The 16,263-nt window shown below is 53.2% G+C and carries 10 protein-coding genes; 8 read left to right on the top strand and 2 right to left on the bottom strand.

Annotated elements, in window-relative coordinates; all coding sequences use genetic code 11:
* Positions 1-136: 136 nt before the first annotated feature.
* Positions 137-2,416 carry an endopeptidase La gene (lon, locus tag BLT02_RS03025; RefSeq protein WP_092991421.1) on the bottom strand — a complete coding sequence of 760 codons (2,280 nt, stop codon included), beginning with the start codon at positions 2,414-2,416 and terminating at the stop codon, positions 137-139.
* Positions 2,417-2,908: 492 nt separating this feature from the next.
* Here lon and typA point away from each other — a divergent pair, with 492 nt between their 5' ends.
* From typA to BLT02_RS02985, 8 genes are all read left to right on the top strand, one after another.
* The gene (gene typA / locus BLT02_RS03020) at positions 2,909-4,738 is read left to right on the top strand and encodes a translational GTPase TypA (RefSeq protein WP_092991419.1); all 1,830 of its coding nucleotides are present in this window, start codon (positions 2,909-2,911) and stop codon (positions 4,736-4,738) included.
* Positions 4,739-4,926: 188 nt separating this feature from the next.
* The gene (pyrH, locus tag BLT02_RS03015; RefSeq protein ID WP_092991417.1) at positions 4,927-5,658 is read left to right on the top strand and encodes a UMP kinase; all 732 of its coding nucleotides are present in this window, start codon (positions 4,927-4,929) and stop codon (positions 5,656-5,658) included.
* Positions 5,659-5,773: 115 nt separating this feature from the next.
* Positions 5,774-6,331, top strand: a complete 558-nt coding sequence (gene frr / locus BLT02_RS03010; protein WP_092991415.1) for a ribosome recycling factor — start codon at positions 5,774-5,776, stop codon at positions 6,329-6,331.
* A 420-nt stretch (positions 6,332-6,751) separates the two neighbouring features.
* Complete coding sequence (locus BLT02_RS03005; protein WP_092991413.1) at positions 6,752-7,501, top strand: isoprenyl transferase; 750 nt, start codon at positions 6,752-6,754, stop codon at positions 7,499-7,501.
* A 70-nt stretch (positions 7,502-7,571) separates the two neighbouring features.
* Entirely contained in the window at positions 7,572-8,468 is an 897-nt protein-coding gene (locus tag BLT02_RS03000) for a phosphatidate cytidylyltransferase (RefSeq protein WP_092991411.1), read from the top strand.
* Between the two features lie 175 nt (positions 8,469-8,643).
* Positions 8,644-9,711, top strand: coding sequence for an RIP metalloprotease RseP (gene rseP / locus BLT02_RS02995; protein ID WP_092991409.1), 1,068 nt, complete (start codon positions 8,644-8,646; stop codon positions 9,709-9,711).
* Between the two features lie 63 nt (positions 9,712-9,774).
* Positions 9,775-10,845, top strand: a complete 1,071-nt coding sequence (gene ispG, locus BLT02_RS02990; protein WP_092991407.1) for a flavodoxin-dependent (E)-4-hydroxy-3-methylbut-2-enyl-diphosphate synthase — start codon at positions 9,775-9,777, stop codon at positions 10,843-10,845.
* A gap of 57 nt (positions 10,846-10,902) precedes the next feature.
* Complete coding sequence (locus tag BLT02_RS02985; RefSeq protein WP_092991405.1) at positions 10,903-15,633, top strand: PolC-type DNA polymerase III; 4,731 nt, start codon at positions 10,903-10,905, stop codon at positions 15,631-15,633.
* 233 nt (positions 15,634-15,866) lie between these two features.
* Here the strand turns inward: BLT02_RS02985 and BLT02_RS02980 are convergent, their stop codons facing one another.
* Positions 15,867-16,202 carry a hypothetical protein gene (locus BLT02_RS02980; RefSeq protein WP_092991403.1) on the bottom strand — a complete coding sequence of 112 codons (336 nt, stop codon included), beginning with the start codon at positions 16,200-16,202 and terminating at the stop codon, positions 15,867-15,869.
* Between the last annotated feature and the right edge of the window lie 61 nt (positions 16,203-16,263).

The raw sequence follows: 16,263 nt of genomic DNA, 5'->3' as shown, positions 1-16,263 counted from the left end.
CCGGTTGGAATGATGCCTGTCCGCCGGAAAATCACATCCTGCGTTTCTTATGATTAATACATGATTATGATTAATACATGATTAATACAGTTGATTAATACAGTGATCTGTACAGTGAACAAGAGCATCGGACAGGTCAGCTGCCCAGAAGTCCGAGAGCACGCAGGACTTCTGTCGATTCACTGACCGGAACGATCTCCAGGTTTTCCTTGACCTCATCAGGTACATCCCTCAGATCATCGATATTGTCCTCCGGGATGAAGACTTTTTTCACACCGGCTCTCTGAGCGGCGAGAAGCTTCTCCGGAAGTCCTCCGATCGGATTGACGCCTCCCTGCAGGGAAACCTCTCCGGTCATCCCGATATTGGGAGGTACGGGGAGTCCCGTGATGAGAGAGGAGAGGGCAGTGGTAAGTGTGATCCCCGCCGAGGGGCCGTCCTTGGGTGTTGCGCCGTCCGGCACATGGATGTGGAGGTCGTTCTCTTCAAAGATTTCTGACTTCTCAGGGAAAAGGGACTTGACCAGAGTGACGGCAATACGGGCGGATTCTTTCATGACGTCGCCCAGCTGTCCTGTGATCAGGATCTCTCCCTTGCCCTTTGTCAGCAGAGTTTCGATATACAGGATCTCTCCTCCGGCCGCCGTCCAGGCGAGGCCGGTGACGATACCGGGACGGGCGCTCTCCTTGACCTGCTTATGGTAGACAGGGTGCATATCCAGGAAATCGCGGAGGTTCTCCTTTGTCACAACGACCTTGCTGCCCTTGCCGCGAACGATCTGGACAGCGGATGCTCTGCAGAGGGTCTCCAGCCGCTTGCGCAGTCCTCTCACGCCGCTCTCCTGCGTGTAATCAGAAATGATGGTCCTGATCATCTCATCGGAGAGCTCCAGATTATCCGCGGAAATCCCCACGTTCTGGAGGGCCTTGGGAAGCAGATGGCGCTTTGCGATCTGAAGCTTGTCCGTAGCTGTATATCCCTGGAACTGGATGACCTCCATACGGTTGAGAAGGGGTTCCGGGATCGTATCGAGCGAGTTCGCCGTGCAGATAAAAAGCACGTTGGACAGATCGTAGGGAGCATTCATGTAGTGGTCGGTAAAGGTATTGTTCTGTTCAGGATCGAGAACCTCAAGCAGGGCGCTGGCGGGATCTCCGTTGTAGGAGACGGAGAGCTTGTCGATCTCATCCAGAACCATGACAGGATTTGAGACACCGCTCTTGTGGATACCGTCCATGATCCTGCCTGGCATGGCGCCGATGTAGGTGCGGCGGTGGCCGCGGATATCGGCTTCATCCCGTACGCCGCCAAGGCTGACGCGGGAATATTTGCGCTTCAGCGCTTTTGCAATACTCTGTCCGATGCTGGTCTTGCCGGTGCCCGGGGCGCCGACAAAGCAGAGGATCGAACCGGACTGCTGCTTCTTGAGGTTCATGACCGCGATCTGCTGAATAATGCGTTCCTTGACTTTTTTCAGTCCGAAATGATCCTCCTCGAGCACGGCTTCCGCCTCGTCGAGATCGATCTCCCTGGCATCTTCATTTTTCCAGGAAAGGCCGGTGATGAAATCCAGATAATCGTAGAGCATACCGGATTCAGGGCTGTTCTGTCCCTCCTGCTTATAGCGGTTAAGGACCTTATCCGCCTCCTTGCGGGCGGTCTCATTCATACCGGATTCCTCGATCAGGACCTGGAACCTGCGCACATCCGTGATATTTTCGGGATGCATTTCGTCCAGTTCCTTCTGCAGGTATTCGATCTGCTTTTTGATCGCGGATTCGCGGTAGACCTTCTGATAACCCTCCTCCTGGGCGCTTCTGGCTTCATTATTGACATGGAACATCTCCAGATTTTCATACAGGATCTTTTCCATGGCTTCACTGCGCTTCTTTTTGGAATCCTCAGCAAGCAGGGCATAGCGCTCCTCATTGCTGATGGAGAGCCAGGGGGACATAATGGCGGCGATCTCACCGATCGTAGTCCACTGCTCAGAATAAGCGCGGGTCAGCGCTCCCCACTGGAACTGTGAGGTATATTCGATCACTAACTTTTTGAGCTTTTCAAGCCGCTCTTCTTCATATGCGGGATCCAGATCTTCTTCGTCCCGCCTGCGGGAAACGGAGAGCTCGATCGTGTGGTCGCTGTATACGGTGATCTCGTCAAAATGCACACGCCCGTGCGTCCGGATCACAAGATAACCGCCGGCATTGACCTCAGTGATGACGCCGGACACACCGATCGGATAAAAACTCTCTTTCTCCAGATCCTCGCGGCTGTCATCCGCACGCAGTATCATCAAAATGACCTTCTCGCCCTCAAAAGGAGCGCGGCCGGTCATTTTTTTATAATTATCGATTCCAAAGTAGATATTGGAATCCGGGACGACGACCACGTTGTAAACGGGTACTACAGTCATTATTTCTTTCTCCTTATTATAAGTATAAAAATTTTAAAGATAACAATTTTTAAAGATAACCGTTTTTAAAGATAACCGTTTTTAAAGATAACAATTTTTTTTAAATAACAGTTATTTTAAAATAACAGTTTTTTTTAATAACAGTTTTTAAAATAACAGTGAACACTAAAATGCTTCAATAATAAAGTAAAATAACGTAAAAATAACGGTGAACACTAAAATACGACGGGTATTTGAAACAGAACAAAGGAAATACCAGATGTTACTAGCACTCGTTATTAATGAGTGCTAACAATGATATTTCCGTGATAATAGCACCACTGGGAATCCTTGTCAAGATGTGTAAATATGGTTGCGCGGATTTCTTCTTAATGTTATACTCTAAATTTGCAAAAAGAAGAGAATGGGCGCACACTATATTGTGAACGTCCGCAGGCAGGGTTGTATAACAGTAATGATACTGCAGCAAGGAGTCTGCGGGGAGGAGTATAGATGATTCAGAAAAGAGAAAATGTCAGGAATGTGGCGATCATCGCTCACGTCGATCATGGAAAAACCACTCTGGTCGACGGTCTTTTAAAGCAGAGCGGTGTCTTCCGCGAAAATCAGGCAGTCCAGGAAAGGGTGATGGATTCCAACGACCTTGAGAGGGAGAGGGGGATCACGATCCTGAGCAAGAATACGGCTGTCTATTATAAAGGGACCAAGATCAACATTGTAGATACTCCCGGACACGCTGATTTCGGCGGCGAGGTGGAACGTGTCCTCAAAATGGTGAACGGTGTTATCCTGGTCGTGGATGCTTTTGAGGGGCCGATGCCCCAGACCAGATTTGTCCTGAGCAAGGCGATGGCGCTGGATCTGCCGGTCATTGTCTGCATCAACAAGATCGACCGCCCCGGCGCACGTCCGACGCAGGTGATCGATGAGGTCCTGGAGCTTCTGATGGATCTGGGAGCCAGTGACGAGCAGATCGACTGCCCCTTTGTATTTGCCTCCGCGAAATCAGGGATCGCGACCCTGGATCTGGGGAGTCCCGGAGCCAGCATGAAGCCGCTTTTTGAGACGATCATCGACTATATTCCGGCGCCGGAGGGAGACCCTGAGGCCGGAACTCAGATGCTGATCAGCACGATCGACTATAATGAATATGTAGGCAGGATCGGTGTCGGCAAGGTCGACAACGGCATTCTGCGCACAGGCCAGGAGTGTATCATCGTCAACCATCACAATCCGGATGTGCGCAGGAAGGTCAAGGTGAGTAAGCTCTATGAATTTGAGGGCCTTCGCCGCGTGGAGGTGCAGGAAGCTGAGATCGGATCGATCGTTGCAATCTCCGGTATCGATGACCTGCACATCGGAGACACGCTCTGTTCTCCCGAGAAACCGGAAGCAATTCCGTTCCAGAAGATTTCCGAGCCCACGATTTCCATGACCTTCAGCGTAAATGATTCTCCTCTCGCGGGAAAAGACGGCAAATATGTCACCAGCCGGCATATCCGCGACAGGCTCTACCGTGAGCTCAATACGGATGTCTCCCTGAGGGTTGAAGACACGGACACGACAGAGTCCTTTAAGGTTTCCGGACGCGGAGAGCTGCATCTTTCCGTCCTGATCGAGACCATGCGCCGCGAGGGGTACGAGTTTTCCGTCAGCAAGGCTGAGGTCATCTACCGCTATGATGAAAACGGGAAGCGTCTCGAACCTATCGAGGAGTGCATCATCGATGTCCCTGAGGAATTTGCGGGAAACGTCATCCAGAAGCTCGGCGAGAGACGGGGTGAGCTCATCAATATGACATCGATTCAGGGCGATTACACCCGTCTGACCTTTATGATCCCTTCCCGCGGGCTTATCGGCTACCGCGGAGATTTCATGACGGATACAAAGGGAAACGGGATCATGAATACGATCTTCCACAGCTATGCACCCTACAAGGGGGACATCTCCTACCGCAAACAGGGGTCCCTTATCGCTTTTGAGGCAGGAACTGCTGTCGCCTACGGTATTTTCGGAGCCCAGGAGCGCGGGCAGATGTTCATCAGCCCGGGCGAAGAGGTCTATGCCGGCATGATCGTCGGACAGAGCAGCAAGGCAGTGGATATCGATGTCAATGTCTGCAAGACCAAGCACCTGACCAATACCCGGTCCTCCAGCGCGGATGAAGCCCTGAGGCTCGTTCCTCCAAAGATCATGAGCCTGGAGCAGGCGATCGAGTATGTGGATACGGACGAGCTCCTCGAAGTCACGCCCCATCATCTCAGGCTCCGCAAAAAGATCCTGGATGCCCGTCTTCGCAAGCGTGCGTCGCAAAAGAACTGACGGCATCTTGCCAGTGTATGCTGTAAGATGCTATACTGAATGTTGCAGGTATTCTTTACCTGTTCATTCTTCATCGCGCAATACCCGTGATATCAGTCATGGAATACACGCGCAATAGGGGAACCCTTTTCCAGGGTTTTTTATTCAGTTTCTGAAAGCACCGTCACCAGATAAAGGACCAGAAAATTATGAGCAGAATAATCCTGAAGCTCTCCGGGGAAGCGCTGGCGGGCGAAAACGACGGCTCTGTGCGCAATGCCAGGGGCGCTGTCAAGTTGTATGATGAAGCGGTGATCGCAGGAATTGCCGCCCAGGTAAAAAAGCTTCATGATGCCGGACACCAGATCGGTGTCGTGACAGGCGGGGGCAATATATGGCGCGGCCGCACGGGAGATGAGATCCACAGAGTCAAATCGGATCAGATCGGAATGCTGGCAACTGTCATGAACTGCCTTTATGTCTCGGAAATCTTCCGGGGAGCAGGGCTCCGCACCGAGGTCATGACTCCTTTTGTGTGCGGCGCCTTCACGGAACTGTTTTCCAGAGACCGCGCTGTCCGCTGTCTAGAAGAGGGCACTGTCGTCTTTTTTGCAGGCGGGACCGGTCATCCCTATTTTTCCACGGACACAGGAATCGTCCTGCGCGCTGTGGAGGTCGATGCGGATATGATCCTCATGGCCAAAAATGTCGACGGTGTTTACGATTCGGATCCCGCCAAAAATCCGGCGGCAAAGAGATATGACCGGCTCACCTATGAAGAGGTCGTGGAACAGAATCTTCAGGCAATCGATATGACTTCCACAGTTCTGGCCAGGGAAAACAATATGGAGATGCGCATCTTTGCCCTTCAGGAGGAAAACAGCATCATTCATGCCGCCGAAGGCAGTTTTACCGGGACTACGATCACGACCCGGAAATAATGAAATAATCCGGCAGTACTTTGCCCGATATCGTTATTATCGATATCATTATTTATAATGAAGACCTATCATTTCATTTACCAATAAAACTACAGGACAAGAAAGGGGTACTACCATGAGCAGCGAGAGAGTTCAGCCGTATGAACAGAAAATGGAAAAGACACTGTCCCATCTGGAGACAGATCTGCAGGCAGTCCGGGCAGGACGCGCAAATCCGCATGTGCTTGACAGGATCCGCGTCGACTATTACGGATCTCCTACACCTATTCAGCAGCTGGCCAATGTCTCAGTCCCCGAAGCCAGGATCATCCAGATCGCTCCCTGGGAGAAGAAGATGCTCAAGGAGATCAGCCGCGCAATCTCCGCTTCCGATATCGGCATCAACCCCACAAATGACGGCACGATGATCCGTCTGGTCTTCCCGGAGCTTACCGGCGAACGCCGTAAACAGCTTTCCAAGGACGTCAAGAAGATGGGGGAAGAGGCCAAGGTCGCCCTGCGCAATATCCGCAGAGATGGAAATGAAGCCTTCAAAAAGCTCAAAAAGAATGAGGACGTCTCCGAGGATGTCGTTTCCGAGCTCCAGGATGAACTCGGCAAGGTGACGGATAAATTCGTCAAAAAGATAGACAAAGCCATTGAGGAGAAGACCCAGGAGATCATGACCGTCTGATCCCTGTACCGGTTTATCATGTTTATCATATGGAGGAGAGCAGGTCTTCCTGCGTACTGATCCGCCAGGCCGTTCAGTGATTATAATCTTTTTAAACTGTATATATGAGTTTCTGGACGATCATAACCCATAATCAGACCCGCAGGAGGTGACTGCCGCTGCACGGCACGGCTGCTCATCTGCTGCGGGTTCTTATACTATTCAAATACTGTATGCAAGCACTGTACGCAAGTACTGTAAAAAGTATTGTTTGCAGGTAATGTATACAAGTACTTTATATAAGTTTTATATAAGTATTGTGTGTAAGTACTGTATACAAGTACTTGTATACAGCCCCGATCATAATTTAAACTAAGACCTGAGATTACCATCTCATTGCAGCCCATTGGGTATAACGGAGTATTGTCCAGGGAGATTCAAATGAGTTCGGAAAATAAATCAGTATGGAATACACTGAACAAGACAGAGGATTGGAAAATTCCGGCACATATCGCCATCATCATGGATGGAAACGGCCGATGGGCCAAAAAGCGCGGGATGCCGCGGACTTTCGGCCACACGCAGGGCGCTAAGGTCGTCGAGCAGATTCTCGAGGACGCGGATGCCCTGGGTGTCAGGTATCTGACGGTATATGCTTTTTCAACAGAGAACTGGTCCAGACCGGCCGCTGAAGTGAAGGCTCTGATGAACCTTTTGCGCAGATATATGAAGACTTCTCTTGCGAAATGCGCAAAGAACAATGTCCGTATCCGCGTCATCGGCGACAAATCCATGCTGGAGAAGGATCTGCAGGAGGCAATCGCCAATCTGGAAAAGGAGACTGCGTCCAATACCGGCATCAGCTTCCAGATCGCCATCAATTACGGCGGACGGGATGAGATCGTCCGCGCTGTCCGGAGGGCTGCTGAAGCCGGACTTCTCAATGACCCCGGGAAGATCGACGCAGAGCTTCTGGACGGATGTCTCGATACAGCGGGGATCCCGGATCCCGACCTGCTCATCAGGACCTGCGGAGAACAGCGTATCTCCAATTTCCTGCTCTGGCAGATCGCCTATTCGGAAATGTATTTTACCCCGAAGGCCTGGCCGGAGTTTGACCGGGATGAACTGATCCGGGCAATCGATGCCTACAATCATCGTGAACGCAGATACGGCGGCCTGGGGTCCTGACAGATCCGGCAATGCTGAAAAAAGTTCGAGCATCTCTTTCGTTTAACGGTATTCGAACCGGAGGATTTACATGAAGCAGAGAGTGATCAGCGGCGTTATCATCGCCGCCGCAATAATAGGACTGGGCGCTGCCGGCTCATACCCGCTGGCCGCAGCCATGATGATCTGCAGTATTCTGGCTTATCTGGAGCTGACAGCCGTCATGTGCGCGCCGTCCCGTTCCAGAAATCCAGAGAAGGGGGCAAAGGGCGGTCCCGGACTTCCTGACCTGATCGCGGTTCCGGGGCTTCTCCTGGGCATTTTGTACTATGCGGGACTAATGGTGATCGAGTGGAGGTACGGACTCGTCAATATCCCGGGAATGATCGCAGCCTCCGATTTCTGGACGCTCCTGGCAGTCACCGCAGATTTCCTGTTCTCGATGTGTATTTATGTCTACACTTTCCCCGTCAGGAAATCCTCACAGGCGGCCGGTGCCGTCCTGTCGTTTTTATACACTTTTCCCATGATGGGCTTCGTCTACAGGACCAGGAACCTGACACATGGTTTCGTCCTTTATCTGCTGATCTTTATCTGCTCCTCTGTGAGCGATGTCTGCGCTCTCGCAGTCGGCATGGCTGTAGGACGTCATAAGCTTGCGCCTGTCCTGAGCCCCAAAAAGACGATTGAGGGAGGGATCGGAGGAGTAGCCGGTTCCGCTGCGGTCAGCTGTCTGGTGGCACTGCTCCTGAAGACAGTCGAACCCGGGACGAATGCCCTCATCCCTTTTCTGATCATCGGGATCTGCGGCAGTTTCATCGGACAGACCGGGGACCTCGCTGCTTCCGCGATCAAGAGGAATAAGGGTATCAAGGATTATGGCAACCTGATCCCCGGACATGGCGGGATCATGGACCGTTTTGACAGCATTCTCTTTACAGCTCCGGCAATTTATTACCTGTCTTTCCTTCTGGCCGGCAGGCTGTAATACCCGTGCAGGAAATCTTTCCTTCTGGCCGGCAGGCTGTAGTACCTACCCTGTGCGGGTAATAAATGCAGATAAGGTACCTGATGAAAAGGATATAAAGGCGGTGCGGTTTTTACACGAAGCTTTTGAACGGTGCCGTATCAGAGAGATTTAAAGAGGAACCAAAGGAATATATATGATTGTAAGTATACTTATTTTTCTGATCATTTTCAGTGTGATCGTGATCTCCCATGAATTCGGACATTTTGCCGTCGCCCGCCGCGGCGGCATCCGTGTCCTTGAATTTGATATTGGAATGGGGCCTGTCCTGTTCCGGAAGGAGGGAAAAGAAACGGATCTGTGCATCCGCCTTCTTCCGATCGGAGGGGCCTGTATTTTTGACGGAATGGAAGAGATGGTCCCTGAAGAGGGAGAAGCTCCCCGGGAGCTCGATGAGCACTCCTTCCCGAACACGCCCGTGGGCAGCAGGATCGCTGCGGTGCTGGCCGGTCCCATGGCAAATTTCATCCTGGGTTTCGTGTTCTCCCTTATCCTGGTGGCTTTTACCGGGACGGACCTGCCTGTCATCAGGGAGATCGTACCGGATTCTGCGGCAATGGAAGCAGGGCTTGAGGCCGGCGACGTGATCAGAAAGATCAACGGAGAGACGATCCACATCTACAGGGAAGTGAGCCTGATCTCCGCGATGAATTATGGAGAGCCCCTCCACATCACTTATGAAAGAGACGGAGAACGCAGGACCGTGGATCTGATCCCTCGTTTTGACGAGGAGGATAACCGCTACTATATCGGCATCATGGGATCGGGAGAATATCTGAAATGCAATCCTGTCCAGGTCTTTCAGTACGGTTTTTATGAGACGGCCTACTGGCTGAAGGCGACTTACAAATCTCTGGGCCTGATCTTCCGGGGACATTTTTCCAAAGATGATATTTCAGGACCGGTGGGCGTCGTCAAGATCGTGGACGACACTTATACCGAGACAGCCCCTTACGGCCTTTACGCTGTCTTTCTGACTTTTCTAAGTCTGGCGTCACTGCTGACGGTGAACCTGGGAGTCATCAACCTGCTGCCCATACCGGCTCTGGATGGAGGCCGGCTCCTCTTCCTCCTGCTTGAACTTGTGCGCGGAAAACCCATTCCGCCGGAAAAAGAAGGCATGGTTCATCTGGCGGGCTTCGCCTTCCTGATGCTGGTGATGATCCTTGTGCTCTTTAACGACATCTCCAGATTTTTTCACTGAAATACAATGAAGTAAAACAGCATTTACAATTAAGCACTGCCCCTGGCAGGAGGTGTATCAGATATGACATTTCGTGACCATACAAAAGTGATCCGTATCGGCAGCCGTGTGATCGGCGGAGGAAATCCCATCCTCATCCAGTCTATGACCAACACTCCCACAGAGGATGTGGAGGCAACTGTATCTCAGATCCTGCGCCTGGAGGAAGCCGGCTGCGAGATCATCCGCTGTACCTGCCCGACCCGGGAAGCTGCAGAAGCGATCGGCGAGATCAGAAAACGCATTCACATCCCCCTTGTCGCTGATATTCATTTTGACTATAAAATGGCTATTCTGGCTATGGAGAACGGGGCGGACAAGATCCGGATCAACCCTGGTAATATCGGAGGAAAGGACAGGATAGAAGCTGTCGTCCGCTGTGCCCGGGAGAGGGAGATCCCCATCCGGGTCGGGGTCAACAGCGGGTCCCTGGAAAGAGAACTGGTGGAAAAATACGGCGGGGTGACCGCGCAGGGACTGGTCGAGAGTGCCCTGGACAAGGTGCATATGGTGGAGGACTGCGGTTATGACCGTATCGTCATCAGCATCAAGTCCTCCGATGTGCTGACCTGCGCCCGCGCCCACGAGCTTCTGGCGCAGCAGACGGATTATCCTCTTCACGTGGGGATCACAGAAGCCGGCACCCTTTACAGCGGCAACATCAAGTCCGCCGCCGGGCTGGGGATCATTCTTTATCAGGGGATCGGCGACACCATCCGTGTATCCCTGACAGGGGACCCGGTCGAGGAGATCAAGTCGGCAAAAATGATCCTGCGCACCCTGGGACTGAGAAAGGGCGGTATCGATGTCGTTTCCTGTCCCACCTGCGGAAGGACGAAGATCGATCTGGTGGGGCTCGCCAACCAGGTGGAGACCCTGGTACAGGGATATGACCTCAATATCAAAGTCGCTGTCATGGGCTGCGCAGTCAACGGTCCCGGAGAGGCAAAGGAGGCGGATCTGGGCATTGCAGGCGGCGACGGTGAAGGGCTCCTCATCAAACACGGGCAGATCGTCCGCAAGATGAAGGAAGAGGAGCTGCTGGGAGCACTCAAAGAAGAACTTGATCACTGGGACACATCAGCGGGATCATGAACAGTTCCTGTCAGGAACTGTTCTGTCATTCACTCTGATGACGGAGATATAAACTGTATGTCCAAACCTTTTTTTGAGGTCTTTCCGAAGCTGAAGGTCAGGAAGGATCTGCAGGATTATTTTACAGATACACAGGTGGAGCGCCTTGCTGCCAATCGTGAGAGGACAAGACTCAAGGTCTGCCTGCGTTCGGAACACCTGATCCACAAGGACCGGGTCTTCAGGATGCAGCGTGAAATGGAAGAACAGCTCTTTGAAGGGCGCCCGGTCCAGGTCTTTTTTGAAGAGCACTACACACTTTCCGCCATGTATACCCCCAGGAGGCTGATGGAGGAGTACAGCGACTCCATCTGCAGCGAGATCACCTCTTTTTCTCCGGTAATGGGGGTGTTTTTCAGGGACGCGGAAATCGTCTATATAGATGAAGACAGAATCGACATCCGGATGAAGGACTCCTGTATCAGCCGCTCCCTCCATGACCGGCTGGAAGAAGCCCTCAACAGGATCTTCCGTGACCGGTGCGGAGTCAAGGCAACGCTGACAGTCACCCTTGAGGAGTCTGCGGCAGCCGGGGAAGCCACGGCCGGAAGAGGGCGGAATATACAGAGTATTCATGATTTCCAGGACAGCCCCGGGAACTCCTGGGGGCAGCCTGCGGCTCCGGGATCATTTTCTGCGGAAGAAGGATCCATGCAGGAAAGCCGGAGGAGCGCCTGGGACCAGGCCGCTGCCAATGGATCGCCCGCCGCCTGCGGATCGCCCGCTGCCGGCTCATCTTTTGCAGGAAAGCCTTCTACAGGGGAAGGATCAGGACAGGCCGCCGGGCAGAGCAGCATGAAGAGAGCAGGGGCTCAGCCTGCCGCCGGGTCTGCCGGGCAGAACCCCGGTCAGAACCAGAACCGCGGATCCGGACGCCCGGGCTCCAGGAATGGGAACGGCCGCTGGAACAGCAGGAACCGGAAGGGAGAGCGGGAGTATACGCTCAGCAGGTCCGACAATCCCGATGTGATCTATGGACGCGAAGTCACTGCGGAAGCCATGTCCATCGCCGACATAGTAGACGAGATCGGCGAAGTGACCATCAGGGGCAGGATCCTGTCCAATGACCGCAGGGATATCAGGAACAACAAGACCATCGTCAAGTTTTCCCTCACCGATTTTCACGATTCCATTTACTGCAAACTCTTTGTCCCCACTCCCAAAGCCGATGAACTTCTGGGTATGATCGGTAAAGGAACCTGGGTCAAGGTGCGGGGCGCCGCCATTATGGACACCTTTGACAAAGAGGTCGTCATCTCATCGATCCAGGGCATCATGAAGATCCCTTCTTTTGAGAAAAAGCGTACGGACGATGCCCCCGTAAAACGTGTCGAGCTCCACTGCCACACCAAGATGAGTGATATGGACGGCGTTTCGGAGTGCAAAGACCTGGTCAAACGCGCCTTCCAGTGGGGGATGCCCGCCATCGCCATCACGGATCACGGCAATATCCAGGGATTTCCGGATGCCGGTCATGTACGCGAGGATCTCCTGAAGGGAGAAAACAAAAAGCGTTCGGAACAGGGTCTGCCCCCCGTGGACAGCCAGGACTTCTTTAAGGTCCTCTACGGTGTCGAATGCTATCTGGTCGACGATCTGTCCAAAAGTGTGGATCCCCTCCCTGAAGAGGACTTGGACACTCTGCTCAAGGAGCGGTCTGTCGTTGTGTTCGACCTGGAGACGACCGGTTTTTCTCCTGAAAAGAACCGGATCATAGAGATCGGGGCTGTCAGGATCGTGGACGGCAAAATCAGGGACAGGTTTTCCCAGTTTGTCAACCCGCAGATCCCCATTCCCTTTAAGATCCAGCAGCTGACCGGGATCGGCGACAATATGGTCGCCCGGGCCAAGACCATCGACATCATCCTGCCGCATTTCCTCCGCTTCTGTGAGGGATCCGTCCTGGTGGGACATAATGTCGCCTTTGACATCGGCTTTATCCGCGCCAATGCAACCCGTCTGGGTCTCCCCTGCCGTTTTACGACTGTGGACACGCTCGGTATTGCCAGGGCCCTGCAGCCCGGACATGCCAAATATACCCTCGATGCGGTCGCGAAGCGCCTGAATGTCTCTCTGGAAAACCATCACCGGGCAGTGGATGACGCCCAGTGCACGGCAGAGATCTACCTGAAAATGCTTCCTCTTCTGGAGGACCGGCAGGTGCTTTCCCTGCGCCAGATCGAAGACTTCTGTATTCCCACCCCCGACACCATCAAGCGCCTGCGCACCCACCACTGTATCCTGATCGCCAAAAATACGACTGGCAGGACCAACCTGTACACGATGATCAGCGAATCCCACCTGACTTATTTTTTCAAAAAGCCCAGGATACCGAAAAGCCTGCTGATGAAATACCGGGAGGGGATCATCGTGGGGAGCGCCTGTGTCATGGGAGAGCTCATGGAGGCGGTTCTGGAGGAGAGGTCGGATGAAGTACTCGCGGGGATCGTCGATTTTTATGATTATCTGGAGATCCAGCCCAGGGACAACAACCGCTTCCTGCTGGAATCCAGACGGATGCAGGAAAAATATCCCCAGATCAGGACAGAAGAGGATCTGCTGAACCTCAACCGCACGATCGTGCGCCTGGGAGAGCAGGCCGGAAAGCCTGTCGTGGCTACCGGCGATGTACACTTCATGGATCCGGAGGACGAGATCTACCGGACGATCATCCAGGAGGGCATGGGGATGTCCGACGAGGATCCCGCCCCCTTATATCTGCGCACCACAAATGAGATGCTGGAGGAGTTTGCCTACCTGGGCGCGAAAAAAGCGGAAGAGGTCGTCATCACCAATACCCGCCGCATCGCGGACATGATCGACGCCCTGTCCCCTGTGCGTCCGGACAAGTGCCCTCCCGTTATTCCTCACAGTGACGAGATGCTGCGCAGGATCTGCTATGACAAGGCGCACAGCATGTACGGGGACCCCCTGCCTCAAATCGTCGAAGAACGGCTCGAGAGAGAGCTGCGGTCCATCATCTCCAACGGCTACTCGGTCATGTACATCATCGCCCAGAAGCTCGTGTGGAAATCCGTCGAGGACGGTTACCTGGTCGGTTCCCGCGGCTCCGTAGGATCTTCCTTTGCCGCGACCATGTCGGGGATCACGGAGGTGAATCCCCTGCCCCCGCATTATTATTGCCCCAACTGCCACTACTCGGATTTTGATTCGGAGCTGGTCATGCAGTACCAGGGAAAATGCGGGATCGACCTGCCCCGCCGCATGTGTCCCAAATGCGGACAGGAGCTCAAAAAGGACGGCTTTGACATCCCCTTTGAGACCTTCCTTGGCTTTAAGGGCGATAAGGAGCCGGACATCGACCTGAACTTCTCCGGTGAATACCAGTCCAAGGCGCATGCCTATACCAAGGTCATTTTCGGACACGAACAGACCTTCAAGGCCGGCACCATCGCCACTGTGGCGGACAAGACCGCCTACGGCTATGTCAAACATTATTTTGAGAACAAGGGCGTCGCAAAGCGGAACTGCGAGATCGAGCGCCTTCTGTCCGGCTGCACCGGGATCCGGCGCAGCACCGGCCAGCATCCCGGCGGCATTGTCGTTCTTCCTATGGGCGAGAACATTAATACCTTTACTCCCGTCCAGCACCCGGCCAACGACATGACGACTGATATTGTCACGACCCATTTTGACTATCATTCGATCGACCACAACCTGCTCAAGCTGGACATCCTGGGACACGACGACCCCACCATGATCCGTATGCTGCAGGACCTGACCGGGCTCGACCCCGTCGAGATCCCCCTGGACGACCCCGATGTCATGAAGCTCTTTTCCGGCCTGGAGTCTCTGGGGATCACGACAGAACAGAACGGCGGTATTGACGTAGGATCTCTGGGCATTCCGGAATTCGGCACCAAATTCGTCATCGGCATGCTGGACGACACCCGTCCCTCGACCATGTCGGAGCTGGTCCGCATTTCAGGCCTGTCCCACGGCACCGACGTGTGGCTGGGCAACGCCCAGACCCTCATCCAGGAGGGAAAAGCCGTTTTGTCGACTGCCATCTGCACCCGCGATGACATTATGTCCTACCTCATAGCCCAGGGCATGGACAAATCCCTGTCCTTCAAGACCATGGAGTCCGTCCGCAAGGGCAAGGGGCTCACCCCGGAGATGAAGGAAGCCATGCGGGCCGCCGACGTCCCGGAGTGGTACATCGACTCCTGTCTCAAGATCAAGTATATGTTCCCCCGCGCCCATGCGGCTGCCTATGTCATGATGGCCCTCCGCATTGCCTACTGCAAGGTCCATTATCCCCTGGCCTACTACGCCGCCTACTACAGCATCCGGGCATCGGCCTTTTCCTATGAGATCATGTGCAGGGGTCAGGAACACCTGCTGGAGGTCATGGAGGACTACCAGCGAAGGAAGGATAGTCTCACTCCAAAGGAACAGACCACTCTCGATGACTGCCTGGTCGTCCGCGAGATGTACGCCCGCGGCTTTGACTTCGTCCCCATCGACATTTACACAGCCCAGTCCCGTCTCTGCTCCATCGTGGACGGAAAGATCATGCCCAGCCTCAAGAGCATTGACGGCATGGGAGAAAAGGCGGCTGACGCCGTCGTGGAAGCCAGAAAGGACGGCCCCTTTATTTCCAGAGACGATTTCTGGAACAGGACAAAGGTCCCCAAGACCGTCATTGAAAAAATGCACGACCTGGGGCTTCTGGGGGACCTGCCCCAGACAAACCAGATCAGTTTATTTGACATGTTTGAGTGACCGGGCTTGTTTCACCCGGATTTCCCCCCGGGATTATTACTTTTTCTTAACTTTTGTTTTTAAAGATTATAAAGATTATTTCCACTCGTCAGAGAGAAAAACAACAGCCTGTCTGAGAAAGGATCACATCCTTTACAGACAGGCTGTCAGTTTATTACTTGTTTAAATTATTACTTGTTTAAATTATTACTTTTCAGTGGTCCGAACCGGCTGAAAGCCAGATTGGAATCAAATCAGAGCCAGATGATATAGTTGGAGTTGACCCAGCCCTCGGTGCCGTTGTAGCGGGCCCATACATATGCGCCGCTGGTGACGTTGGAAGCCGCGACAAAGTTTTCACCGTTATAGATCGCGCACAGCTCATTGTTATAATTGTAGCTGGGGTGGCTGCGCAGTGCCAGATAACCGGACTGTACGCTGCAGCGGACAGGTCTCCAGTTTGTGGTGCCGCTGGTATGCATTGAACCTGAGCCTCCGGATTTAGGAAGGTGCTTAAGCCCTGTATTGAGCTTGCCTCCGGATACCTCGTCGAGTGCTTCGTCGTTGATCTTGTTATTTAAATCTGCCATTTCAAAACCTCCTGATTAATGAACTGTTTTTACCTGAAAGTATTCATGGTAGAAAACTTGT

The sequence above is a fragment of the Sarcina sp. DSM 11001 genome, assembly GCF_900101015.1.
Lineage (GTDB): Bacteria > Bacillota > Clostridia > Lachnospirales > Lachnospiraceae > CAG-791.
This window is presented reverse-complemented; position numbering and strand designations above follow the sequence as displayed.